Here is a 23,314-nt window from a genome sequence, read left to right as displayed (position 1 = left end):
TGTAGGTCAGACCGGGACGCGGGCGAACAGCTCCAGGTGCGAGCAGTAACGGCACCGCAACGCGTCGATCTGCCAGCGGGGCTTGCCCATCCGCCGCGCACCCCCGAACACGCCCCGTTGCAGTGGTCCGGGGATCCACCGGGCGTACCCGCGGGAGTGGTCCCCGGCGTCCTCGACGAAGCCCGGTTCCAGATCCTCGCCCCCGCACTGCGTGCACCTCGCCGTCGTCATGCGGCGAGGCTAGCGGCGGGCGAAGCATGATCGTTAGTGGGGTATTCCTGGGAGGCATGGCGAACAGAGAGCTGTACCCGCCCGTCGAGCCGTACGAGTCCGGGCTGCTGGACGTCGGCGACGGCGACCGGATCCACTGGGAGATGTGCGGAAACCCCGACGGCAAGCCCGCGGTGTTCCTCCACGGCGGGCCCGGCGGCGGGATCCTGCCCGACTTCCGGCGGTTCTTCGACCCGTCCGCCTACCGGATCGTGCTGTTCGACCAGCGCGGTTGCGGCCAGAGTCTCCCGCACGCCGGCGACATGAACGTGTCGTTGGAACGCAACACGACGAAGCACCTGGTGGACGACATCGAACGGCTGCGCGAGCACCTGTCCATCGACCGCTGGCTCGCGTTCGGCGGAAGCTGGGGGAGCACCCTCGCCCTCGCCTACGCGCAGGCACATCCCGACCGTGTGACGGAGATGGTGCTGCGCGGCGTGTGGCTGGTCCGTCCGGCCGACGAGGCGTGGGGGTTCACCCCGACGGGCGCCGCGCACCTGTTCCCGGCCGAGTGGGCGGCGTTCCGGGACGCGATCCCGGCGTCCGAGCAGGATGACCTGCTGGCCGCGTACGGCCGTCGTCTCACCGACCCGGACCCTGCCGTCCGCGTCCCGGCGGCCAAGGCGTGGATCGGCTGGGAGTTGACCGCGAACACGCTGCTGCCCGTCCCGCCGCCCGACCTGGACGAGTCCGTCATCATGGCGTTCGCCCGCATCACCCACCACTACATCGCGGCCGGATGCTTCCTCCCGGACGAGGGCCTTCTCGCGGGCGTGGACCGTATCCGGCACATCCCCGCCGTCATCGTCCAGGGCCGCTACGACATGAAGACACCGCCCGACCAGGCATGGGACCTGCACCGGGCCTGGCCCGAGGCGGAGTTCCACATCGTGGAGGACGCGGGCCACGGCGGCTCCGAGCCCGGCACCCGCCACCTGCTGATCGAGGCCACCGACCGATTCGCCCCCTAGATGTTCGCGGGGCGTGGCCGCATCGGCACGGCGGGTGCGCCCCGCAGATGTACCCCCAAGTCACTGCACCGCTGAGGATCAGTGCGTAAGGTTCATTCCATGCCTAACAGCGAAGAGCGCGACAATAGCGGCCCCGAGGGGACGGCCGCGGCTCCCCAGAGCGCGATCTCCGAAGGCGCGGGGGACGGAAGCGCCGGTTCCGAGACGTCCGGCGAATCGGGAGAGACGGCGATCGCCCGGATGGGCGACCCCGTGACGGTGTGGCCGTGCGCCAACTGCGGACGTCCCGTCCCGCAGCCCGTGGGAGCGGTGCGCACCGTCCGGTACTGCCAGGACAACGACGGCGCCTGCGCCCGCGAGGCCCGTGACCGGCGCGAACGAGGCCGGGACGCGCCCGGCCTCACCGGCCAGGTCGCCTCCGCCTGGGAGATGGTCGAACGGCTGGAGCGGGCCGCCGACGTCCTCGCGGACTCGCTGACGTCCGAGCTGAGCGTCGCCGGGGTGGAACGGCGCGTCGCCGAGGTGCGGGCCGAGGCCGCCCGCGAGCTGGCCATCGCGCAGAGCGAACGCGACGCCTCCCAGCGCAAGGCGGAGGAGGCGTGGCAGGAGGCGACGTCCGCCCGCAAACGCGCCGACACGGCGGAGCGCGAGAACGCCCGCGCCGTCGAGGAGGCCAAGGTCGCCACCGCCAAGCGCGACGCCGCGCAGCAGGCGTGGGAGGAAGCCCACCAGGTCGCGCAGCAGTCGATGACCGCCAAGCTCGCCGCCGAGAGCGAACGGGACCGGGTCGCGGCCCGTGAGACCGAGCTGCTCGCCGCGCTGGAGAGCACCCGCGCCGAACTCGTCGGCCTGCACGCCAAGCTCGCCGAGGCGGAGGGCGCCGTCGAGGCGCAGCGCGTCGAGGCCGCGGTCGCCAAGCAGGGCGCCGAGGACCTGCGCAACGCGATGCGCGACACCGAGGCGCAGCGGCAGCGCGCCATGCAGGCCACCAGCAAGGCCGAGGCCGAACGCACCACCGCGCTGCGGTCCCAGTCCGAGGCGGAGGCGGAGGTCGTGCGCGCCCACGCCCGCGCCGAGGAGGCCGTCAAGGAACGCGACGCCGCCCATGCCCACGCGCAGGCCGCCACCGCCGACCGGGACGACCTCACCGCCAAGCTCAACGACCAGGCCGTGCAGCTGCGGCAGCTGTCGCAGTCGGTCGGCGAGCAGCAGGCCGCGCTGACCGCCCTCGCCGAGGAACGCGACGCCGCCCGCGCCGAGGCCGACCGCGCCCGCCGCCAGATCGACCAGTTCACCCACAACACGCTGTCGTCGAACATCCCCCCGGGCGGCCGGATGCCCGGCGGCGTCCCCGCGCCCCCACAGGGCACGGGCCCCCTCCCCGCTGGCATGCCCCCGGGCCCGCCACCGATCGGCGGCCCCGCGCCGCTGCCGCTCCCGCCCCCGTCCCAGCGGCCGCTCGCCCCGCCCGCCGCCGCCCCCGAGGCCCCTCCGCAGGACGGCCGGGGCCGCCCGATCAACGGCGTCGACCGGGAGGACCCCCTCTTCGCCGGTCCCTGACGGACGGCGGCCGCTCAGCGGCCGAACGCCGCCGGGTCGTCGATCTCGATCCAGATCTGCTCGGCACGGCCGAGCAGCCGTCCGTCCGCGCCGTAGAGCGCCGTCGCCGCGTGCATCTTGCGCCCTTCACGGCTGCGCGCGAACCCCATGACGACGCACCGCTCACCGGCGTCCGGCACGTCCATCACCTGCCCGGTCATCGTGCCGAGGACGGCGGGACGCCCCGCCACGTCGAACGCCCAGCCGCCCGGACAGTCCAGCGCAGCCCAGAGCAACTCCCGCGCGGGCACCAGGTCAGGCACCCACGGCGCCGCGACCGTGCCGTCGGCGACGGGCCCAGGTTCGAGCCGCAGCCCGTCGCCGGGCTCCCGCTCGGGCCCGCACACGAAACAGCGCGGAAACGGATGGTTCTCCGCCGCCCGGTACTTCTCCGCCGCCACCACGGCCTCGTCGAACGGCACGGGCGCGATGGGCGGCACCACGATCGCCCCCGCGAGCGCCTCCGCGACCAGCGACTCCCCGTCCCACAGCCGCACATGGTGCCCGCGCTCGTCCTCCACGCTGACGTCCAACTCGGTGTCGAGCGGCGGCGGCCACCGCAACGTCACCGTCACCGTGTCAACCGGCACCCGCCCCGCAAGACGCCCCGCGACATACCCCCCGTTCCCAGACCCATCAGGCCCACAAAACCGAGTCTCAATGATCACCTGAATCCCCCGTGCTCACCCGAACCCAAAACGGCACCGATCATAATCACTCCCAAGGACAATCCATTGGCGCAGTCCCCGCACTTGGACAAGACCTCAACCACAGTCACGGGTTGGGCGGCCGGAGGCGCCCCAGCGCCGGAGGTCGCGCGACCCGCCGACGCAGGCGACCGCAGCGACGCACAGAAACCGCGACAGGCCCCAAAAACCGCAACGCGTCGTGAGGATCGCCTGCGTCGCTGACGGGGGTTCCAGGGGGTCGCCCCCTTGGACAAACACAGCCCCCTGGGCTTACAGAGCTCTTGACGGCTGAGGGCGGCCTGGCCTGGTGGTGAAGAACACTGAGAGGGAGCCTTGGAGGCGGGCGCGGACGGTTTCCTCGTTGACCGGGCCGTCCTCGGGGACGGGGGTGAGGTCAAGGGCGCGGTCGATGAGGACGTCGACGTTGCGGTCGGCGACCAGGACCGAGCAGGTGTCGCACGCGTACCAGGGGTAGAGCATGTTCAGGACGGCGACGGCGGTGTCGTCGTCCGAGAGGTGCGTGGTATCGAGTTCGACCTCGAACATGTCGGTGTCCTCGGGGTCGAGCGTGGGGTAGTAGAGCCAGCTCGGCCCGGTGGCCCCGCAGAAGTCGCAGGACTGGTCGCCGGGGGCGGGTTCGCCCACGGCCAGCTCCAGTTCGTGGTCCCACGGCTCCACACGCCGGTTGTGCCGGTACCCGACCCCGTCGACCGATCCTTCGCGGTTGTGCGTGACGTCGTGGACCTCGCCGCCGCAACGGGCGCACATGAAGCCGATGTCCTCCATGCCCCTCCCCCTGATCGCTGAGGCACCGAATCTCACAGTATCCGGCCGGGCCCCCGCCTCGTACCGGGTGGCGCGATCTTCGATACCGTGTGTGTCTTCCCAGGAGGTTCCGTGTCCCACGTCGTTCTGAACGCCGACAAGATCGACCTGATCCGGGAGCGGCGGTCGCTGCTCGACCGGGTCACGCTGACCGTGCTGCGCGGCGAGCACTGGGCGCTCATCGGCCCGAACGGCGCGGGAAAGAGCACGCTGCTCGGCATCCTGGGCGCCTACACGCATCCGACGCGCGGGTCGGTGGAGATCCTGGGGCGGCGGCTCGGGCGCGTCGACGTCCAGCAGCTGCGCCCGCTGATCGGGCAGGTCAACCCACGGCATCCGCTGGAGTCGGCGCGGACCGTGCGGGAGATCGTCCTGACGGGTGTGACGGGGACGATCGAGCTGGTCCCGCGCTGGACGCCGTCGGACGACGAGCTGCGCCGTGCCGGGGAGCTGGTCGAGCTGATGGGCCTGACGCACCGGATCGACGCCCGCTGGCCGAACCTGTCGCAGGGGGAGCGCGGGCGGACGCTGATCGCGCGTGCGCTGATGCCCGACCCGCCGCTGCTGCTCCTGGACGAGCCCGCGACCGGCCTGGACGTCGCGGCCCGCGAACGCCTTCTGGCGAGCCTGGACCAGCTCCGTGCGGACCGTCCTGACCTGACGACCGTCCTCGTCACGCACCATCTGGAGGAGCTGCCGACCAGCACCAGTCACGCGCTGCTGTTGCGGGGCGGGCAGGTGCTGGCGTCCGGCGCCGCAGGGGAGGTCCTGACGACGGAGCAGGTCAGCGCCTGTTTCGACCACCCGATCACGATCACTCACCACAACGGCCGCTGGGCCGCGACCGCCGGACCGGTCTAGTCGCCCCGGACGCGGTGCCGGGCCAGGTGTGCCAGGACCGACTGGTTGGCCTCCCAGCCGTCCGGGAACTTCACCGGGACGCCGAGGTGCACGGGTTCGGCGGACGGGTGCGCGTCCAGCAGTTCGGGGATGCCCGCCCGCGCCACCACGACGCAGGCGTGCCGGTGCCGTGACGTCAGCACGCACAGCCGTCCCGACTCCAGGTGGAACGCGGTGGCGTCGCGGCGCCCCGACAGCGGATGCAGCACGACCGTCGCGTCGTACTCGCGGCCCTGGAGCCGGTTCGCGGTGTCGACGGTGATCCCGGCGCCGTGCGGGCCGAGCGCCGCGCGGATCGCGGTGACCTGGTCGCGGTGGGCGGCGCCGATCGCGACGCGCGAAGCGTCCACGGGGTTCGTTCCGCGTTCGGAGTGCGCGACGGGGCCGCGTTGCAGCAGCCGGACGGCCAGCGCCGCCGTCGCGCGGACGGCCTCGGCGTCGGTGCGCAGCGTGTGCCGCGCGGGCAGCTCGTACAGGGCCCAGCCGGTGGCGGCGGCCTCGTCGAGCGCCCGGTCGTAGGTGGTGCCCATGCCGTGCGCGCCGAACTCCAGCCGCCGGTCGCCCGGGCCCGTCCCGGCGCGGAACCCGGTGAACGGGTAGAACGCCTCCGACACGACCGGCGCGGCCGACGCGGGCAGCCGCCACGACACCGGCAGCCGGTGGACGGGCAGGTCGGGGTTGTGCGCCAGCAGCACGGACACGGCGCTGCGCATCGGGTCCCACGTCAGGCCCGCCCAGCGTTCGACCTCGACCGTGGAGAACGGGTCGAGCTGCCCGGGGTCGCCGACGAACAGGGCCCGCTCGAACCGGCCCGCGATGCGCAGCAGCATGTCGGACCGCATCTGGTACGCCTCGTCCACGATCGCCCACGGCCACGACCCGTCCGTGAGCGTCGCCCACTTCGCGGCGGTCGCGATCACGACGGTGTGCTCGGCCAGGTCGGCGGCCTTCTGCGCGACCAGCACGCCGGGACGCGCCAGCACCCGCTCGGACGGCGCGTACCCCGACGCCGACAGCCGTCCGAGCGTGATCGCGGGATGCTCCTCCGCGATGCGGTCGATGAGGTCGTCGACCTGCTCGTTGGTCTGCGCCACGATCATCAGTCGCTCGCCCGCCGCCGCGAGGTGCGCGGCGGCGCGGACCACCAGCGTCGACTTGCCCGCGCCCGGCGGCGAGTCGACCACCACGCCCCGGTGCCCCCCGTCGAGATCGGCGAGGACGCCCTCCACGGCGCGCGTCGCCGCGTCCGCCGGGGACGGGTGGCGGGTTGCCGGTTCGGTCACGACCAGTCCTCTTCCGCGTCCTCTTCGGTCGGTACGTACTCGCCGGGCGGGCCGCCGTGCGTCCAGGGCGTGTCCTCGCGGTCGGGGAACTTCGCGGCGCCGAACGAGCCGTCCGTCAGCGCGGTGAAGCACACGCGGTCGCCGACCCCGGGGACGGCGCCCGGCTCGGGGGTGAGTTTGCGGCCCATCCCGCCGGTCAGCTCGACGAGCACGCCGCCGTCGCCGACCTCCACGACCTTGCCCTTGAGCGCGGGACGTGCCGCGTGGCACACGGTCGTCCCGGCGTCGAGCCGCACCGGGTCCGGTGTGTCGACCCGCAGGTGCGGGCGGAGTTTGGGGCGTTTGCCTGACTCGTCCAAGCGGGCGGGGTCGCACTCGGTGACGACGCCGCCGAACGCCTGGCCCGAGAGCCGGTGCTCGGCCATGACGAGCGGGTCGTCGAACGCGCGCTGCGCGTCGTAGGCGTCCTGCGCGCGCTCCAGGTCGTGCAGCCGCCGCGCGGCCCGGACGGGAGGGTCGCGGCGCGGTTGCGGATACGCCTCGCCGAACGTCTGGTGGTAGTGGGTGAAGGCGTCCCGGTCGCGTTCCCAGCGTTTCGGCACGCTCGCGCCCTCCGGCAGCGCGCGCAGCAGGTCGACGGCCTGCCACATCAGGTCCCAGGTTGGGGTGAGCTGCCCGGTGAGGGCGGTGCGGAGCCGTTCCTCGGCGCGGGACCCGGGGCCCGACCGGTCGTAGGCGGCGATCGCCGGGGCGAGCACCTCGTTGTCGAACGTCGGGTCGGTCGCGGGCCCGGCCGGAGGGCAGGTCACCGGGTCCTCGGCGCGGACGGCGGCGGACGGGCCGTCCAACCCGTCCGGCGGGGCGATCCAGCCCGTCAGCGCGGCGAGGTTGCCGTCCTCCAGCGTGCTCTGGCCCGTCGCCCAGTGCAGCCGCAGCAGCTCCGTCATCGCGCCCAGCAGCGCCGACCCGGGATGGTCGTGCCGGTCGGCGTACCAGGTCAGCCACCGTCCGAGCACCGGGACCGCCGGGTCGACCGCGTACGGGCCCTCCGTGTCGCGGAACCGCGTCGACCGCCCCATCATCCGCAGGAACGCGACGCCGCCCCGGTTCGGGACGAGCAGCTGAGGCGCGTCGCTGTAGCGGATTCGCGCGTCGCCGTCCTTGTTCGGCGGCAGCTCCTCCACCTCGCCACGGCTCGCCTCGATGTGGTTCAGGACGCGCCTCGCCAGCCCGGCGGCGAACGCGAACCGCAGGTCACGGTTGCGGGGCTGCGGCACGATCAGCACCGCCGGATCGCCGGGCGCGGACCCGACCATCACCGCCAGCGGCGCCGCCGCCTCCCCGGCGAGCTTCAACGGGACGAGCACCAGCGGCGCGTCCGACACATGGCAGTGCCGCACCGTCGCGAGCGGCCTGGCGACACCGGCCGCCGCCGCCTCCAGCCGGGCCAGCGAACTCAACGTGCTCATTCGCGGATCACGCGACCCCGTGCAGCGCTTCGGCGCGCAGCCGGGACGCGGCGCGCAACTGCTCGGCCGTCTCCGCCAGATCGTCGGACGGGGCGTGCGACCCGTCGGCCAGCGCCAGCGCCGCCTCGATCGTGTCGACGCCGCCGAGATCGTCGCGCACGGACCGCCCGAGCGCGCCCGTCTCGCCGCACGCCCGCGCCTCGTCCCGGCAGAACAGCGCCATCTCGCAGTCCGACATGCACTCGGGGGCGTACCGGGCGCCGACCGCGCGGACGGACGACGCGAGCGCCTCCCCGGGCTCGAAGCTCAGGTCGTCCGGCAGCTCGGCCAGTAGTTCGTCGACGCGGGCGAGGCGCGCGAGCTGCCGTTCCAGGACGGCGAGCTGCGGCCGGACGTCCAGCGGCGTCGCGGTCGGCCGGTTGGAGAAGTTCTCCGGACACACGAGGAACACGTCGTGTGACACCCGCCCCGGATCGTGCCCCAGCTCCACGAGGAGGCGGCGCAACGCCAGCACGTACACGGCCGACTGGCGGGCCGCCGCGGCGACCTGCTCCGGCTCGGCCTGCCCGTCCACCACGGCGAACGACTTGATCTCGATGACGTGCAGCCGCCCCGCGAGCTGGAACGCGATGACGTCGGGCTCCAGGTACGCGGGCTGCCCGCCGATCTCCAGCCGGAGCAGCGGATGGTCGAACAGGGTGCCCGCGCCCGTCTCCAGCGCGCGGACGAGGAGCCGCCGGGTCCGGGCGTGCCGCTGCTCGCGGCCCTCGCTCCCGTCGACGACCTCCAGATCGTCGTAGGCGACCTCGGGGACGTCGAGGCCGAGCCGGTCGCGCAGCAGCGTCAGAAGTTCCGCGCACCCGTCCGCCTTCACCTGCGCCTCGAACACGTTCCCGCGCGTGATCGCGAACTGCGACTGGCCGAACGGGGCGGGGAAGCCCAGCTCCCGCGCCACCGCGTTCTTGTCGACCCCGGCGGCGTCCATGACCCCGCGCCGCGCGCACCCGGGATTGGACGTCAACGCGGCGATCGTGCGGGCGTCGTGGTTGCGCGGGGGAGCGCCGCCGCGCAGCCGGTCGAGGTCCGGCGCGGGGTCGGTCATCGGTCAGTCCCTCCAGTGATCGCGGGGTTGGCGGCGGCGCGCCGCCGGACGCCGAACAGCCGCTCGGCGTCGTCGAGCCGGGCGCGGGCGCGCCGCGCGGCGGACTCGCGGTGCCCCCGGTCGGCGCCGCGATGCACGTCCAGCTCCGCCCTCGCGGCCTCGGCGAGCGCGGCCGGATCGACTGTACCGGCCGGACCCGTCACGACACCGGGAATGGCGGCCGCGAAACGCCGCAGCACCCGCTGCGCCCCCGGCGGCGACGGATCGTGCTCCGCGACCCGGACGGCGCAGGTGAGGAAATCGACGCGAGGACTCAGCGGCCCCACGATCCGCCGCTCCAACGGCCACGTGCTGACGGCGAGCAGCCCACGCGCGGGCGTGAGCAGGTCGGCGGTGAGAGCGGCGCACAGGTAGTACGGCCGCGAGTACGGCCCAGCCCGAAACGACCGCTCCTCGTCACGCCGCAGACTCGTCAGCCGAGCCCCGGGGATCTCACCTTGGAAGAAGGTCGCATACACCGAACTGACCATCTTCGGCGCGGCCGGAGCGCCCAGCAAGGTCAACGCCTGATGCGCCCGTTCGCGAACGGACGCCCCCTGACGCGCCCCCTCATCAAGCAGGACATCGCCGAGGACGGCGTCGTCCCAGGCCCGCTCCGCCGCCCGCAACTCGGCTCGCCGCTCCCGTGCAGTCCCCCGATCACCGGCCGCCATGGCCCGACGCACGGCGGCGCGCAACTCACCAATGCGCGCCTCCAGCTCATCGGGGGTCGGAGACATGCGCCCGACCGTACCGGAGCGTCCGGACACTTCCAGCCTTTTCCAGCTTTACGCCCAGCGGAGAGGGCCCAGGCCCAGACTCGGACGTCGATCCCTCAGCGGGGGCGGCGCCAGACGATGGAGTAGCGCCACAGCAGATGTTTTGTGAACACGGCGCCCGGGAGCAGGTGGAGTGCTTCGTCGCGTACCTCGTCCCACGTCATCCGCGGGTCGGTGATGGGCGCCCCGGGGTTGCCCGCGCGTCGCCGGTTGCGGAGGCGGTGGACATGGTGCGCGGGAACTGCCGCCGCGGCGAGAGCCCAGTCGCGCAGGTTCCCGTTGTTGGCCAGGCTGATGACGACGAGGCTTCCGCCCGGACGGACGGCGTCGCGCATGGCCGTCATGCCTTTGACGAAGTCCATGTGGTGGATCGCGGCGACGCTGCACACGAGGTCGTAGCGGGCTTCGGGCAGGTCGTGCTCCAGCAGCCCCGTCTCGACGAAGTCGACGTTGTCGATCCCGGCGCTCAGCGACCGGGCTGTGCTGATCATCTCGGCTGACCGGTCGATCCCGGTGATGTGCAGGGCGCGCGGCGCCAGGCGCCGGGCGAGCAGGCCGTCGCCGCAGCCGACGTCCAGCGCCGCGCCGCAGCCGCGCGGCACGTTGCGCAGCACAACACGGTGGTAGTGCGTGTTGTGGTTCCAGTAGTCGGTCGTCGGGGGAGGGGTCATCGGTGGCGCCTCGTCAGGTGCGGTGGTCGCGGCGTAGGGGATGGTCGTCCGGGACCTCCACGATAACGATCTTGACGCCGTCGGGGTCCTCGATCCACATCTCGACCAGCCCCCACGGCTCGACGCGCGGCTCCCGGATGACGCGCGCCCCGGCCGCCGCGAGCCGCTCGTGCTCGGCGCGGACGTCCCTGACCTGGAGCCAGATCATGGGGGACGAGCCCGTCCCGCCCCGGCCGTGCCCCGACACCTCCAGGAACCCCGGACCGAGGAAGAACACGGTGCCGGGGGAGTCGGCCGGGCCGAACTCCCGGTACACCGCGAGGCCCAGCACGTCGCGGTAGAAGCTCCGGGTGCGCGCCGGGTCGGCGGGACGCAGCAGCACGCGGCTGCTCAGCACGTCCACGGCTCAGCCCGGGAAGCTGGCGCGGTAGGTCGCGGCCATGTCCTCGTCGCCGTGCCCCTGATCGAGGACGCGCCGGAGCCGTGCGCCCGCCGCGTCGTTCACGTCGACCCGGACGCCCGCGGACTCGGCCGCCGCGTGGATCATCCGGGTGTTCTTCTCCGCGTTGTCGACGGCGAAGCTCGCGGTGAAGTCGTCGTTGACCATGGCCTTCATCTTCACCTGGAGATAGACGTTGTCGAGCGGCCCGCCGGCGAGGACCTCGCCGAGCAGGGACGGGTCGAGCCCGAGGCCCTTCGTCAGCGCGACCGACTCGGCGATGACGGCCGTCAGCGAGATCGCGTAGCTCACGGCGGCGAGCTTCAGCCGGGTCGCGGTGCCGCTCGCGCCGTCCTCGTCCAGCCAGTGCGTGGTGGAGCCGACCGCGTCGAAGACCGGGTCGACGACGGGCCGCGCGTTCTGCGGACCGGCCGCCAGGACGACCAGTGTGCCCTGCTCGGCGGGCTGTTTCGTCCCCTGGACGGGCGCGTCGACGAACGTGAGCCCGTGCTTGGCGGCGAACCCCGCGAGGTCCGGGATGGACGCGATGCCCACCGTGCCCATCTGCGCCCAGACTTGCCCCTGCCGCAGCGACGGGACTGCGTGCCCCAGCGCCGACAGGGCCGTCTCACCGCCGTCCAGCATCGTGATGATCACATCGGCGCCGTCGACGGCCTCGGCGGCGGAGCCCGCCACGGTCGCGCCGTCGGCGGCCAGGGGCTCGGCGCGGGAGCGGGTGCGGTTCCACACCGCGACCGCGTGACCGTTCTTGAGCAGGTTGCGGGTCATCGCCGCCCCCATGATCCCCGTGCCGAGCACCGCGACTGAAGCCATCATCCACCCCTTTTGGACTGTGCGTTCCAGAATTTCTATCACATCCGACCCTGCCCCTACCCAGGGGAGGGGCCTCGCCTCAGCCGTAGGCGGGGCTGTCGCCCGGCGCGTCCGCGGACTCCGCGGGCCCGGCGGCGTACGGCGCGGCGAACGAGTCGAGGGTGCGGTCCAGCTGGGCCGACCACCAGGCCACCAGGGCGGCCGAGCCGCGCTCGGCGGGACCGTCCGCGCCGAGGTACCGGTGCCGCAACGACGCCACGTCGCAGAGCCGCTCCCACCACTCGCGGTGCACCGCCGCCTGGATCTGCCCGCCGTCCAGCGGGAACGCCGAACGGTGGCCCCGGACGAACGCCTGCACACGGTCGAGATCGAGGCCCCGCTCGTCGTCGCACGCGAACAGCCGCGCCGCCGCCCGCACGACCTCCCCGGCGACCGGGCCGGTCGTCAGCCCGCCCCAGCCGAGGACGGCGGTGACGTTGCCCGACCCGCCGTACCGCAGATGCCCGGCGTGGAACGAGCCATGCAGATGGCCGACCGTGCTGACCTCGATCTCCGGCGGCTGGTGGCCCGCGAACTCGGCGAGCAGCTCGCGGCGCTCCCGCAACCGCCGCCCGGTCAGCGCGTCGAAGTCGGTGCCGTCGCCGTCGCCGGGGACGTCGCGCAGCATCTCCTCGACGGCCGCCGCCGCGTCGGCGGCGCGCGGCGTCGGCACCAGCAGGCTCTGCTGCACCGGCGGCGTCAGCCGGTCGAGCGCGGCGTGCAGGCGGCCGAGCAACTCGCCGAGCGCCTCGCACTGGCCGAACGTCAGCTCTAACCCGCCGCGCCCGCGTCCACCGACCCACGGGTGCAGGACGTACCCGCGTCCGCCCGCGACGACCAGCGTCCGGCCGCCGCGCGCCGCGACCGGAGCGAGGACCGGCAGGCCTGCCTCGTCCAGCGCCGCAGTGATTGTGTGCCGGAACCGCACGCGCCGCCGGTCGGGCTCGGCGTACTCCCTCAGGTGGAACGACCCGACGGAAGTGTCGACGCGCCAGCCCCGGCGGCCGGGCCGCCCGTCGTCGAGCGGGACCGTGCCGCCGGGAACGCCGATCTCCCAGCGCCGCAGCAGCCGCGGCGGCGGCGCACCGTCCGCGACGGGAGTCGTGTCGGCGAGGGGCGTCGTCACCTCGTCACCTCGGCAGCGTCGGGACGGACCGTCGTCGAATACATGTTCTACCCGACGCTACACGTCCCACCCGCACCGCGAAAGGGAAACGGCGCGGCTCAGGCGCGTTCGAGAATGACGACCGGAATGTCCCTGTCGGTCTTCGTCTGGTACTGGTCGTAGTCGGGCCAGACGGCCGCCATCTTCGACCACAGCGGGGGCTTCTCCTCCGGCGTCGCCGTCCGCGCCCGCGCGGTGAACCTGTCGCCCTTCACCTGCACCTTCACCTCGGGGTTCGCCTGGAGGTTCTTGTACCAGAGCGGGTCGTCGTCATCGCCGCCCTTGGACGCCACGACGAGATAGGCGTCGCCCTCCGGCTGGTAGATGAGCGGCGTCGTGTGCTGCTTCCCGGTGCGGCGACCGGTCGTGGTGAGCAGGAGCGTGACGGTGCCCTGCCAGTCGTGCCCCTCCTCGCCGTCGGTCTCCTGGTAACGCGCGACGTGCTCCTTGCCGAACAGCATGGCTTCTCCTCAACGTCGAGTTTCGTCCGCTCGGTCCCGGCCGCGAACCGGCGCGGGCATCTGCATAACCGTGGACCCCCGGATGACCTTCCCCGCCGGACGCCGCTGATTCCGGTCCTCCTACCCTGGCGTGGTGGACGAGGCTGAAGTGGCGCGGCGATGCGCGGAGACGATGTACGCACGGGACACGGTGGCGCAGAACCTCGCCATGCGGGTCACCGAGATAGCGCCCGGACAGGCGGTGGTGGAGATGACCCTCACCGACGCAATGGTGAACGGTCACGGCATCGCGCACGGCGGCTACGTCTTCCTCCTGGCCGACACCGCGTTCGCCTACGCGTGCAACACCCATGACGCCGTGACGGTCGCGGCGTCCGCCGAGGTCGTCTTCGTCGCGCCCGCCCATGCCGGGGACGTCCTGCAAGCGACCGCCGTGGAACGAACCCGTTTCGGACGCAGCGGAATCTACGACGTCACGGTGCGCCGTGTCCCGAGTGGTGAAGTCGTCGCGGAGTTCCGTGGGGGAAGCCGCAGCCGTGCCGAACGCGTCCTCGACGACACGGCCCCCTGACCGGGGGCACGCGGCGTCGTCGTTGTCGTTTGGAGGTCTAGAGGTGTCGTCTAGAGGTCTAGATGTCGTTCAGGATGGCGGTGAGATAGTCCGCCGTCCTGTCGGGACGCGCGGCTGTGATGCACAGGTTGTTCATCGCGCGCATGTAGGTGTCGACGTCCGTCGGCTTGTCGAGGTAGAGCGCGCTGGTGAGCTGCTCCAGGTAGACGACGTCGGACAGGCCGGGCTCCGCGAACCGCAGAATCGTGAACGGTCCACCAGCGGCCGCGTGACCGCCCGCGCCGAACGGCACGATCTGCATCGTCACGTTCGGCAGTTCCGACGCCTCGATCAGATGCTTGATCTGTTGGCGCATCACCGTGCGGCCCCCGAGCGGACGGCGGACGACCGCCTCGTCCACGACGGCCCACAGCGTCGGCGCGCCCGCCGACGTGAAACGTTCCTGCCGGGTCGCGCGGAGCTGCACGCGCCGTTCGACCTCGTCCTCGGCGGCGTCGGAGAAGCCGAGCCGCACGACGGCGCGGGCGTAGTCCTCGGTCTGCAACAGGCCGGGGACGAACTGGAGCTCGTAGGTGCGCAGCAGCGACGCGGCCTCTTCAAGCCCGAGGTACACCTCGAACCAGCTTGGCAGGACGTCGCCGTACCGGTGCCACCAGCCGGGGGTGTTGGCCTCCCGGGCCAGGTCCAGCAGCGGCGTGCGTTCGGCCTGGTCGGAGACGCCGTACAGGGTGAGCAGGTCGGAGACGTCGCGCTCCTTGAAGCCGACGCGGCCGAGCTCCATCCGGCTGATCTTGGAGTGCGAGCCGCGGATCTCGTAGCCCGCCTGCTCGGTGGAGATCCCGCGCGCCTCCCGGAGCCGACGCAGCTGCGCGCCGAGCAGGATGCGCAGAACGGTGGGCCCGCCGCGGCGGGGGTAGTCGATCAGCCGTCCGGCCGGGTCACCTTCGGACGGAGGTGTAGGGGCAGCTGAATCCTGGGCCAAGGGGTCACCAGCCAGTAGACGGGTCTGCTCGGGGAGGGCATGGCACCGCACTATGTTAGAGGATGCGACGACCTTTTTGTGAAGTATCAAATACCCAACTGTCGCGTAAGGCTTCCGCCCCGACGCTCGGTGCCGCGCTTCCCGTGACGGGCCCGTGACCAGTGCCGTCGGTGGCCAGATGGCTGCGGACCGTGGCCCGGCCGAGCATGCCGGGCCGCCGCCGACCGGCCCCGCGATCCTTTCCGGCGACCGGGTCGCTGGTGGCGCGCGAATTGGCGCTGTTCTCCGTGCCGCCGACGGCCAATCCGGGACGCGCCATTCCGCGGGTAACGAGATGTCGTTCGAATGACATCCGTCACTCTTTCCCGTGAATAGTCGGCGCTCGGAAGGCGCCGCGACCGGGCTCGTGCCTGGATCGGTCCAGCGGCTGGGTGACGAGACTCTCGTCCGATCGGGGAGTGGCCCGGGCCGCGCCCGTCGTTCCTCGCTGTGAGGGGCGGTCGCCTCTCACATGATCGCGTTACTGGGGGGGAACATGAACGCGACCCGTGAGCGGCCGGAGATCCGGCTCCTGACCTCGGGCGATGTCACGGCCCACCCACGCCGCTCCCTGCTCCGTGTCGCCGCGCCGCGCCGTGCCGGGTCGCGCCCGGGGTGTCAGGCGTCGCGGCGCTTGAGCACGAACGCCGCGAGCCCCAGCGGGACGAGCACGTACGCGAGCGTCAGCGCCGCCGCCACCCCCGGCGACAGCAGGTCGCCGAAGACGGAGTCGTCCGCGCTGATCCCCGCTATCTGGCGGGGGAGCGCGCCGGGCAGCACCGACCCGATCCGCTCGTTCCACGGCCCCGGCAGGTGGAACACCAGCAGCGGCACGACGTGCCACAGAAGGACCACCGAGACGATCGCCCCCGCCGTCGAACGCAGCAGCAGGCCGAGCGCGAGGCCGAGCAGCGCGAACAGCGCCACGGACGCCCCCGAGATGAGGAAGCCGGGCAGTTCGTGGGCGATGGACTCCCGCTGGTCCGGAAACGGCCGGCCGCCGATGATGAGCCGCGTCCCGAGGAAAGCGCCGAGCGTCACCACCTCGCCCGCGACCAGGGCGACCGTCCCGACGACCACCGCCTTGGCGGCGACGAGCGTGCCCCGGCGCGGCAGCACCGCGAGCGTGGTGCGGATCATGCCGGTGCGGTACTCCGACGTGATCGACAGCACGCCGAGCACGCCCAGGCAGAGCGCCGCCGCCCACGTCGCGAGCTCCTGAAGCGGACGCAGCTCGTACTCCGAGCGGCGCCGCGCGTCCAGGCCGTTCCAGACCTGCGCCATCTCGACGGCCAGCAGCGTGACCAGCACGAGGAACAGCGCCGCCGCCGCCAACGTGCAGTACGTCGAACGGACCGTGCGCAGCTTCGCCCACTCCGCCGCCATCGCGTCGATCATCGCGTCCCACCGTTCTCCGCGGCGAACTCGGTGTCGCCGGACGTCAGCTCCATGTACGCCTCCTCCAGCGACGCGCTGCGCGGCGTCACCTCGTAGAGCGGGATCCCGTGCGCGGCGGCCATGTCCCCGATCGCGTCGACCTCCAGCCCCGTGACCGTCAGCCCGCCGCCGGCCGGGACGTCCACCCCGCCACCGGCCCCGGCGATCACCGCGGTCAGGTCGGCGGGACGCGGCGTGCGGACGAGCACTCCGCGTCGGAACCGGTCCGCCAGCTCGCGCACCGACGTGTCGGCGATCAGCCTTCCCCGCCCGATGATGATCAGCCGGTCGGCGGTCAGCTCCATCTCGCCCATCAGATGGCTGGACACGAGGACCGTGCGTCCCTCGGCGGCCAGGGCCCGCACCAGCTCCCGGATCCAGCGGACGCCGTCCGGGTCCAGGCCGTTCACCGGCTCGTCGAACACCAGCACCTCCGGATCGCCGAGCAGCGCCGCCGCGATCCCGAGCCGCTGCCGCATGCCCAGCGAGAACCCGCCGACCCGTTTGCGCGCCACCCCCGCCAGACCGACCCGCTCCAGGACCTCCGCGACCCGCCGGACCGGGATGCCGCTGCCGCGCGCCATCCACCCGAGATGGTCGAACGCGCGCCGCCCGCCGTGCACGGCGCCCGCGTCCAGTAGCGCGCCGACCGTCTTCATTGGACGCCTTAGCTCCGTGTACCGGCCGCCGTTCACCAGTGCCTCGCCGGACGTGGCCGCGTCCAGTCCCAGCAACACGCGCATCATCGTGGACTTGCCCGCGCCGTTCGGGCCGAGGAAACCGGTCACCGTCCCTGGCCGCACCGTGAACGACAGCCCGTCCACGGCCGTCGTCGCGCCGTAGCGCTTGGTCAGCTCCCGTACTTCGATCATGCCCCTGACCGTCCTACGGGACGACCTGCCCGCACATCGGAACAGGGGCGGGACTCCGGCGTCCGACCGTGCTCCGATGATTGCCCCGGGCCGTCCGACCCTGGGATGACGCGCTGTTTCGGTCGTCCAGATACCGTCGTGACGTGGACTCCGAGCTGCGCACCCCGCTGCCCAAGCGCGGCCTGGACGTGGCAGTAGCCGTCCTGTACACGCTCGTGCTTCTGGTTGCGGGCGGCCCGGGGGTGTCGGCGCTCCTCGCGGTCCCGCTCGCCGCCGCGACGGGCCTTCCGCTCGCCGTTCGCGGTAGATGGCCGATCCCCGTGTTCGCGGCCGTGCTGTCGGCGTCCACCGCGATGCTGCTACTCGGCCTACCCTGGGACTTCTTCGCCGCCGCCGCGTTCGCCCTCTACCCGGTCGCGCTCGCCGCCCGCCGCCGACGCTGGATCCCGACCCCGCTCATCGGTGGGGCCAGCGCCCTCGTCATCCTCGGCGGCGCCACCGTCGGGTCCACGGACTGGCAGGCCGCGATGATCGGCCGGGTGCTGCTCGGCCTCGCCCTCCTCGGCGCGTCCTGGACCCTCGGCCGCGTCGTCCGCGAACGCCGCGCCCACACCGCCCGCTCCGCCCGTCAGCTCGCCGACCAGGCCGTGTCGGACGAACGGCTGCGCATCGCCCGGGAACTCCACGACGTCGTCGCCCACAGCATGAGCCTCATCGCCGTCAAGGCCGGGGTCGCCGTCCACGTCGCCGAGACCCGTCCCGAGGAGGCCGTCGACGCGCTCCGCGTCATCGAGACCGCCAGCCGGGGTTCCCTCGCCGAAATGCGGCACCTTCTCGGCGTCCTGCGCACCGGCGACACCGGGACCGACCTGACACCGTCCCCGGGCCTCACCGACCTGACCGCCCTCGCCGACCGCGCCGCGATGGCGGGCGTCCACGTCGACCTGCACGTGGACGCCGGGGACCTCCCCGAAGGGGTCGCCTTGTCCGCCTACCGCATCGTGCAGGAGGCGATCACCAACGTGGTCAAGCACGCCGCCCCGGCCCGCTGCCGCGTCCGCGTCGAGGCCGACGGCCGCCATCTGCGCATCGACGTCACCGACGACGGCCCCGGCGTCCGCGTCCTGCCCGGCGGGGACGGCCACGGACTCATCGGCATGCGCGAGCGCGTCACGATGTACGGCGGCCGTTTCACCGCCGGACCCCGTCCCGAGGGCGGTTTCGCCGTCTCGGCCGCCTTCCCCTACTAGGAGCTCGATGGAACTGCGCGTCCTCGTCGCCGACGACCGGGCCCTGGTGCGGGGCAGCTTCCGCGTCCTCGTCGACACCGCCCCCGGCCTGCGCACCGTCGGTGAGGCGGGCACCGGCGCCGAGGCCGTCGCGCTCGCCGAACGCGAACGTCCCGACATCGTGCTCATGGACGTCCGGATGCCCGAGATGGACGGCATCGAGGCGACCCGCCGGATCTGCTCGGACCTGTCCGACGTCCGGGTCCTGATCCTCACGACCTTCGACCTGGACTCCTACGTGTACTCGGCCCTGCGCGCCGGGGCCAGCGGCTTCCTCCTCAAGGACACCCCGCCCGCCGACCTCCTCACCGCCATCCGCGTCGTCGCCACCGGCGACTCCCTCCTCGCCCCCTCGGTGACGCGGCGCCTCATCGCCGAGTTCGTACGCCGTCCCGTCCAGCCCCCGCCCCCCGTGCTGGATGGCGTCACCGACCGCGAGCGCGAGGTCTTGACCCTCATCGCCCGCGGCCTGTCCAACACGGAACTCGCCGAACACCTCCACCTGAGCCCCGCCACCGTGAAGACCCACATCGGACGCCTCCTGGCCAAACTCCAGGCCCGAGACCGCGCCCAACTGGTGATAGCCGCCTACGAATCAGGCTTGGTCCACCCCCACTAGCGCACCATGTCGCGGCGAAACGGAGAACCAACCAGGAAGACGCATCGCCGCACCCATCTGACCTAAAGCAGACTCGGGGCGAGCCTCTCGTACACATCAGCGGACGAGGCCAGATCAGGAGCGAACGCCACAGCGCACACATGGTCGGCCCCGGCATCCAAGTGCTCCTGCAACCTCCCACCGATGGCCGCCTCGTCACCCCAAGCGAAACAGGCGTCGACAACGTCGTCCGACCCACCATCGACCAGCGCCGTGTCCTCGTAGCCCAAGACTCTCAGCGAACGCGCGTAGGGAGACTCGGGCGCGCTCAGCCCGAGCGTCGTCCGTGCGAGACCACGCGCCTTCTCCGGATCCGTCTCAAGGATCGCGCCCTGTAGGACGACGAGCAGCTTGTCCGGGCCGAGCCGCTCCCTGGCGCGCCGGGTGTGCTCGACGGGCATGGACGCGGGCAGAGCCCCATCCGCCTTCTCCTTCGCCACATCCTGCATCTTCGGCCCCAACGCGGCCAACAGCCGAGGAAACGGCACCTCGGGCGTCACCACCGCGTCGCGCCCGGCATCCATCCCGTCGAGGTACTCCCGCATCCGCTTCAGCGGACTCGTCCACTCCTGCCCGCTCCGCTCGACTATCGACCCCGCGCTAACACCGACGCCCAGGACGAACCGTCCCGGATAGGCGTCGGCAAGCACGGACGCCGCCCCCTGCATGGCCGCGGGATGGCGCGCCCACAGATTCGCGATCGACGACCCGAACACGATCCTCCGGGTCGCGGCGAGCATCACGCCGAGCTGCGTGAAGACCTCCCGCCCTCCGATCGCCTCGTTGATCCAGACAGACCCGTAGCCCGCGTCCTCGATTCGCCGCGCCGCCCGCCGCCACTCGTCGGCGGGCGCGATGGGCGTCATGAGGCCCACGCCGATCCGTCCGAGCCGCTTCCTCGCCTCGTCCACCGCTGTCATCGAACCTCCTATAATCGGAACGTCCAGCCCGCTTCAGTGGACATTACCGGAACGAGCGCCCCGCTTGTCAATCGTGGATCGGAGGCACCGTGAGCGGCCAGCCGCAGCGCGCCGACGCCCGCCGCAACCGCGACCGCATCCTCCAGGCGGCGTTCGAGGCCTTCGCCGTGGACGGCCACCTCGTCCCCCTCGACGAGATCGCCCGCCGCGCGGGCGTCGGCGCCGGGACGGTCTACCGCAACTTCGCTACTAAGGAAGCCCTCTTCAAGGCCGTCGTGGCGGACCGCATCGACCGCATCGTCGACGAGGCCCAGTCCCTCCTCCACGCCGCCGACCCGGCCGAAGCCTTCTACGGCTACCTCACCTGGGTGGTGGAGCGCGCGATGATCAACCACGCGATCTGCGACGCCCTCTCGACGGACCTCGACGACGACAAGACCCGCAAGGACACAGAGTTCACCACGGCCCTAGACGCCCTCCTCCGCAAGGCCCAAGCCGCAGGCGCCGTCCGCCAGGACGTGACCGTCCAGGAAGTCCGCACTCTCCTGGTCGGCTGCATGCTCATGGAACGCCTCCGCCCTCAACCCCCCCGAGGCCGCATGACCACCCTGGCCTGCGACGCCCTCCGCTCCGCAACGAAACGCAACGAAACAAAACCCCGTAACGAAACCCGCTGCGAAATCTGCGCAACTCCCCTCACCCCCGCCCCCACCGGCCGCCCGGCCCGCTACTGCAGCCCCTCCTGCCGCCAAAAAGCCCACCGCCGCCGCCCCAAACCCACCTAACACCTCCCACGGACCCCGCCCAGGCCCCAAACCCGCCCCCCAACACCGCGCGCCCCCACCCCCTGCGCGACATTCGACCGCTGCGGCCCGGTGCTGACGATCGAGCAACCACGACTCGGACCTGCGGTTCGGCTCCTACAGCCGCCCTTCACGACTCGGCAGCACCTTTAACCGCTGCAGCCCGATTCCCACGCCCCGGCCACTGCGGGCCTGGCCACCACGTCTGAACCTCATGCCTGCACGCCGCAGCCCGCGCGCCGCAGGCCGGCGACCTTGTCCCAAGGATGGGCTGATCAGGGCCGCCGCATCGCGATGGCCCGCCGACGATGGCCCGGCCACTGCGGTCCGGCGCCCATGCTCGACCACTGCAGCCTGGTTCCCGCGTCCCGTGCAGCACGTCCGGGCCTCGTGCCAGCGCGCCGCAGTCCGGTGACCGTGTCTCGAGGACGGCCCGACGACGAGGGCCCGACGACGGGGCTCGGCCATTGAGATCCGGCCACTGCGACCCGTGCCGATACTCGACCGCCGCAGCCTGGCGACCACGATCGGCTGACCCCCAGCCATCTCGCCCAGAGGTTTGTCTCTTGCAGGATGTCTGCGCCTCCAGCGAACCAACGCACCTCCATCCATGTGCGTCGGCGGTTGGACGTGGTCGGCTTGCGTTGTGACGAGTGGTCTTTGCTCTGGGGAGTTGAGGGTTCCGGCGTTGTCGGGACTCGGCGGCCTTGCGGCACGGCACTCGGGTTAGGGGTATGTGGCTCGGCGTGGGTTGCAGGGGTGTCGCCGCCATGCGCCCTCCGGCTTTGTTGGGGTGGCAAGAAATCCGTTGAGATCGTCTTCGGCGTGGGGGAGTGTTGCGGTGTTATGCGCACACGGGAAATACGGGCCAGCTTTAACCGGGACGCGATTACGGTTTACCAGGCGTACGCCCCCGCGATCGGACGTCCGGCCGCTGAGCGCGGTGTGTTCGTGTCTCCGTTCTCTCGACATCGCATGACCTGGATCAAGCCTTCGTTCCTCTGGATGATGGCTCGGAGTGACTGGGCTCGGAAGTCCGGTCAGGAGACCGTTCTCGCCATCCGGATCACTCGAACTGGTTGGGAGGAGGCGCTGTCGCAGGCCGTCCCGACGGACCCTGATCGCCGGGTCTTCCGCAGTTCTGATGAGTGGCGACGCCAGTTCGCCAAAGCGGTCGTTCACGTTCAATGGGATCCCGAACGCTCCCTGCGCGGCCAAAAGCTTGAAGCCCGTAGCATTCAGGTGGGCCTGACGCGGCACATCATCGACCGCTACGTCGACGACTGGATTCTCGGCATCGACGACTGCACTCCCATGGTTCGCAAGGTCCACGGTCTGCTCCGAGAAGGTCGGACATCCCAGGCACGTGAACATCTGCCGAAGGAGCGTCTGTACCCGCCTTCTTCCGGGCTGGCCCGCCGGCTTGGCGCGGACTGACTCCATTGTCTGAGGCGGTGGGGAGGCCGCTGGGGTGGACGTTGCCGCTCCCAGGGTGGGAGGTCAGGACGGTAGGCGGAGGACGATGCGTTGGGAGAATCCGCCGCGGATCGTGGCCTTGGTCGAACGTTGTTCCTCCAGTTCGGCGGGGGTGAGTTCATGCAGTGCCGCGAGGGTGTGGATCACCTCCAGAAGGTCGGCCAGCTCGGCGGGGTCTCCGGTCGCGACGTACTCTCCGGCCTCCTCGTAGAGCTTGGCGCGCAGCAGTTCGGCATGTTCGTCGGGGTGCGCGACGCGGGTCTCCGGCGCTCGGCCGTCCTCGCGGATGATCTCCGGTATGCGGTCCCGGACCAGTTTTTCGGTGTGCTCGGTGCCCTCCTTGGTGCGATGCGTCGTCGCGCCATGGCGACGATCCAGTGATTGGACCCATTTCACTGCGACAGCCGCCGTCTGGACGAGTTCGAGTCGGAGCGCTCCAGGGTCGGATTCGGCGAGCGCCTCGAAGAACTCCTCGGTCAGGATGTGGCGCCATGTCAGCTCTCCGCGCGCCCAGGCCGTCGCGCATTCTTGTTTGGCCTGCTCCGCGCTTCCAGTGAACTCCGGACCGCTGCCATCGGGGAACTCCTGGGTGCCCCACCTTCGGTCCTGGGCCTCACGTTCGGCGGCGACGTCTGTGAGCACTCTTGTCAGCGAGCCTGGTGTTCCCTCGGTCTCCATGCTGGTTGACGCTAGCGAGTTGGATGGTGGGTGGTGCGCTCTCTGACGTCA

The 23,314-nt window shown here is 72.0% G+C and carries 25 protein-coding genes; 8 read left to right on the top strand and 17 right to left on the bottom strand.

Annotation, left to right across the window (positions count from 1 at the left end):
• Positions 1-6: 6 nt before the first annotated feature.
• Positions 7-231: a hypothetical protein gene (locus ABD808_RS25185; RefSeq protein ID WP_344900893.1), complete on the bottom strand. Its 225-nt coding sequence runs from the start codon at positions 229-231 to the stop codon at positions 7-9.
• Between the two features lie 56 nt (positions 232-287).
• Between ABD808_RS25185 and pip the strand changes: the two genes are divergently transcribed.
• A complete protein-coding gene (pip, locus tag ABD808_RS25180) occupies positions 288-1,244 on the top strand; it encodes a prolyl aminopeptidase (protein ID WP_344900891.1) in 957 nt (318 codons plus the stop codon).
• Positions 1,245-1,343: 99 nt separating this feature from the next.
• A complete protein-coding gene (locus ABD808_RS25175) occupies positions 1,344-2,804 on the top strand; it encodes a coiled-coil domain-containing protein (protein ID WP_344900889.1) in 1,461 nt (486 codons plus the stop codon).
• A 14-nt stretch (positions 2,805-2,818) separates the two neighbouring features.
• Here ABD808_RS25175 and ABD808_RS25170 read toward each other — a convergent pair whose 3' ends face one another.
• On the bottom strand, positions 2,819-3,433 hold the full coding sequence (locus ABD808_RS25170) for a hypothetical protein (protein ID WP_344900887.1): 615 nt from the start codon (positions 3,431-3,433) through the stop codon (positions 2,819-2,821).
• Positions 3,434-3,802: 369 nt separating this feature from the next.
• The gene (locus ABD808_RS25165; RefSeq protein WP_344900885.1) at positions 3,803-4,318 is read right to left on the bottom strand and encodes a hypothetical protein; all 516 of its coding nucleotides are present in this window, start codon (positions 4,316-4,318) and stop codon (positions 3,803-3,805) included.
• A 111-nt stretch (positions 4,319-4,429) separates the two neighbouring features.
• Here ABD808_RS25165 and ABD808_RS25160 point away from each other — a divergent pair, with 111 nt between their 5' ends.
• The gene (locus ABD808_RS25160) at positions 4,430-5,218 is read left to right on the top strand and encodes an ABC transporter ATP-binding protein (RefSeq protein WP_344900883.1); all 789 of its coding nucleotides are present in this window, start codon (positions 4,430-4,432) and stop codon (positions 5,216-5,218) included.
• Here the strand turns inward: ABD808_RS25160 and ABD808_RS25155 are convergent.
• The 9 genes from ABD808_RS25155 to ABD808_RS25115 form a co-directional block, all read right to left on the bottom strand.
• The gene (locus tag ABD808_RS25155) at positions 5,215-6,540 is read right to left on the bottom strand and encodes an AAA family ATPase (RefSeq protein WP_344900881.1); all 1,326 of its coding nucleotides are present in this window, start codon (positions 6,538-6,540) and stop codon (positions 5,215-5,217) included. The two genes, ABD808_RS25160 and ABD808_RS25155, sit on opposite strands and share 4 nt — an antisense overlap.
• Entirely contained in the window at positions 6,537-8,009 is a 1,473-nt protein-coding gene (locus tag ABD808_RS25150; protein WP_344900879.1) for a hypothetical protein, read from the bottom strand. The genes ABD808_RS25155 and ABD808_RS25150 overlap by 4 nt, the downstream gene beginning before the upstream one ends.
• Before the next feature lie 7 nt (positions 8,010-8,016).
• A complete protein-coding gene (locus ABD808_RS25145; RefSeq protein ID WP_344900877.1) occupies positions 8,017-9,111 on the bottom strand; it encodes a hypothetical protein in 1,095 nt (364 codons plus the stop codon).
• Positions 9,108-9,890 (bottom strand): hypothetical protein, encoded by a 783-nt coding sequence (locus tag ABD808_RS25140; protein WP_344900875.1) that lies wholly within the window; start codon positions 9,888-9,890, stop codon positions 9,108-9,110. The genes ABD808_RS25145 and ABD808_RS25140 overlap by 4 nt, the downstream gene beginning before the upstream one ends.
• A gap of 95 nt (positions 9,891-9,985) precedes the next feature.
• Complete coding sequence (locus tag ABD808_RS25135) at positions 9,986-10,600, bottom strand: class I SAM-dependent methyltransferase (RefSeq protein ID WP_344900873.1); 615 nt, start codon at positions 10,598-10,600, stop codon at positions 9,986-9,988.
• Between the two features lie 13 nt (positions 10,601-10,613).
• Positions 10,614-11,003 (bottom strand): VOC family protein, encoded by a 390-nt coding sequence (locus tag ABD808_RS25130; protein ID WP_344900871.1) that lies wholly within the window; start codon positions 11,001-11,003, stop codon positions 10,614-10,616.
• A gap of 3 nt (positions 11,004-11,006) precedes the next feature.
• On the bottom strand, positions 11,007-11,873 hold the full coding sequence (locus ABD808_RS25125) for an NAD(P)-dependent oxidoreductase (RefSeq protein ID WP_344900869.1): 867 nt from the start codon (positions 11,871-11,873) through the stop codon (positions 11,007-11,009).
• A 79-nt stretch (positions 11,874-11,952) separates the two neighbouring features.
• Positions 11,953-13,038 (bottom strand): phosphotransferase enzyme family protein, encoded by a 1,086-nt coding sequence (locus tag ABD808_RS25120; RefSeq protein ID WP_344900867.1) that lies wholly within the window; start codon positions 13,036-13,038, stop codon positions 11,953-11,955.
• A gap of 98 nt (positions 13,039-13,136) precedes the next feature.
• Positions 13,137-13,538, bottom strand: coding sequence for a nitroreductase family deazaflavin-dependent oxidoreductase (locus ABD808_RS25115; protein ID WP_344900865.1), 402 nt, complete (start codon positions 13,536-13,538; stop codon positions 13,137-13,139).
• Between the two features lie 172 nt (positions 13,539-13,710).
• On the opposite strand from ABD808_RS25115, the gene paaI reads away from it, so the two are divergent.
• A complete protein-coding gene (gene paaI / locus ABD808_RS25110; RefSeq protein ID WP_344901320.1) occupies positions 13,711-14,109 on the top strand; it encodes a hydroxyphenylacetyl-CoA thioesterase PaaI in 399 nt (132 codons plus the stop codon).
• A 58-nt stretch (positions 14,110-14,167) separates the two neighbouring features.
• Here the strand turns inward: paaI and ABD808_RS25105 are convergent, their stop codons facing one another.
• The 3 genes from ABD808_RS25105 to ABD808_RS25095 form a co-directional block, all read right to left on the bottom strand.
• Entirely contained in the window at positions 14,168-15,034 is an 867-nt protein-coding gene (locus ABD808_RS25105) for a helix-turn-helix domain-containing protein (RefSeq protein WP_344901317.1), read from the bottom strand.
• 714 nt (positions 15,035-15,748) lie between these two features.
• On the bottom strand, positions 15,749-16,528 hold the full coding sequence (locus ABD808_RS25100; protein ID WP_344900863.1) for an ABC transporter permease: 780 nt from the start codon (positions 16,526-16,528) through the stop codon (positions 15,749-15,751).
• Positions 16,525-17,439, bottom strand: coding sequence for an ABC transporter ATP-binding protein (locus ABD808_RS25095; protein ID WP_344900861.1), 915 nt, complete (start codon positions 17,437-17,439; stop codon positions 16,525-16,527). Before ABD808_RS25095 ends, ABD808_RS25100 begins: the two co-directional genes overlap by 4 nt.
• 143 nt (positions 17,440-17,582) lie before the next feature.
• On the opposite strand from ABD808_RS25095, the gene ABD808_RS25090 reads away from it, so the two are divergent.
• Both ABD808_RS25090 and ABD808_RS25085 read left to right on the top strand, forming a co-directional pair.
• Entirely contained in the window at positions 17,583-18,689 is a 1,107-nt protein-coding gene (locus ABD808_RS25090) for a sensor histidine kinase (RefSeq protein WP_344900859.1), read from the top strand.
• A 7-nt stretch (positions 18,690-18,696) separates the two neighbouring features.
• Positions 18,697-19,347, top strand: a complete 651-nt coding sequence (locus ABD808_RS25085) for a response regulator transcription factor (protein ID WP_344900857.1) — start codon at positions 18,697-18,699, stop codon at positions 19,345-19,347.
• A 62-nt stretch (positions 19,348-19,409) separates the two neighbouring features.
• Here ABD808_RS25085 and ABD808_RS25080 read toward each other — a convergent pair whose 3' ends face one another.
• Positions 19,410-20,306, bottom strand: a complete 897-nt coding sequence (locus tag ABD808_RS25080) for a TIGR03620 family F420-dependent LLM class oxidoreductase (RefSeq protein WP_344900855.1) — start codon at positions 20,304-20,306, stop codon at positions 19,410-19,412.
• Positions 20,307-20,395: 89 nt separating this feature from the next.
• Between ABD808_RS25080 and ABD808_RS25075 the strand changes: the two genes are divergently transcribed.
• Positions 20,396-21,091: a TetR/AcrR family transcriptional regulator gene (locus ABD808_RS25075; protein ID WP_344900853.1), complete on the top strand. Its 696-nt coding sequence runs from the start codon at positions 20,396-20,398 to the stop codon at positions 21,089-21,091.
• 591 nt (positions 21,092-21,682) lie between these two features.
• A complete protein-coding gene (locus tag ABD808_RS25070) occupies positions 21,683-22,546 on the top strand; it encodes a DUF4291 domain-containing protein (RefSeq protein WP_344900851.1) in 864 nt (287 codons plus the stop codon).
• Positions 22,547-22,609: 63 nt separating this feature from the next.
• Here the strand turns inward: ABD808_RS25070 and ABD808_RS25065 are convergent, their stop codons facing one another.
• Positions 22,610-23,263 (bottom strand): nucleoside triphosphate pyrophosphohydrolase, encoded by a 654-nt coding sequence (locus ABD808_RS25065; RefSeq protein WP_344900849.1) that lies wholly within the window; start codon positions 23,261-23,263, stop codon positions 22,610-22,612.
• Positions 23,264-23,314: the final 51 nt, after the last annotated feature.

Origin of the sequence: Actinomadura meridiana (genome assembly GCF_039537545.1) — a bacterium.
GTDB lineage: Bacteria > Actinomycetota > Actinomycetes > Streptosporangiales > Streptosporangiaceae > Spirillospora > Spirillospora meridiana.
This window is presented reverse-complemented; position numbering and strand designations above follow the sequence as displayed.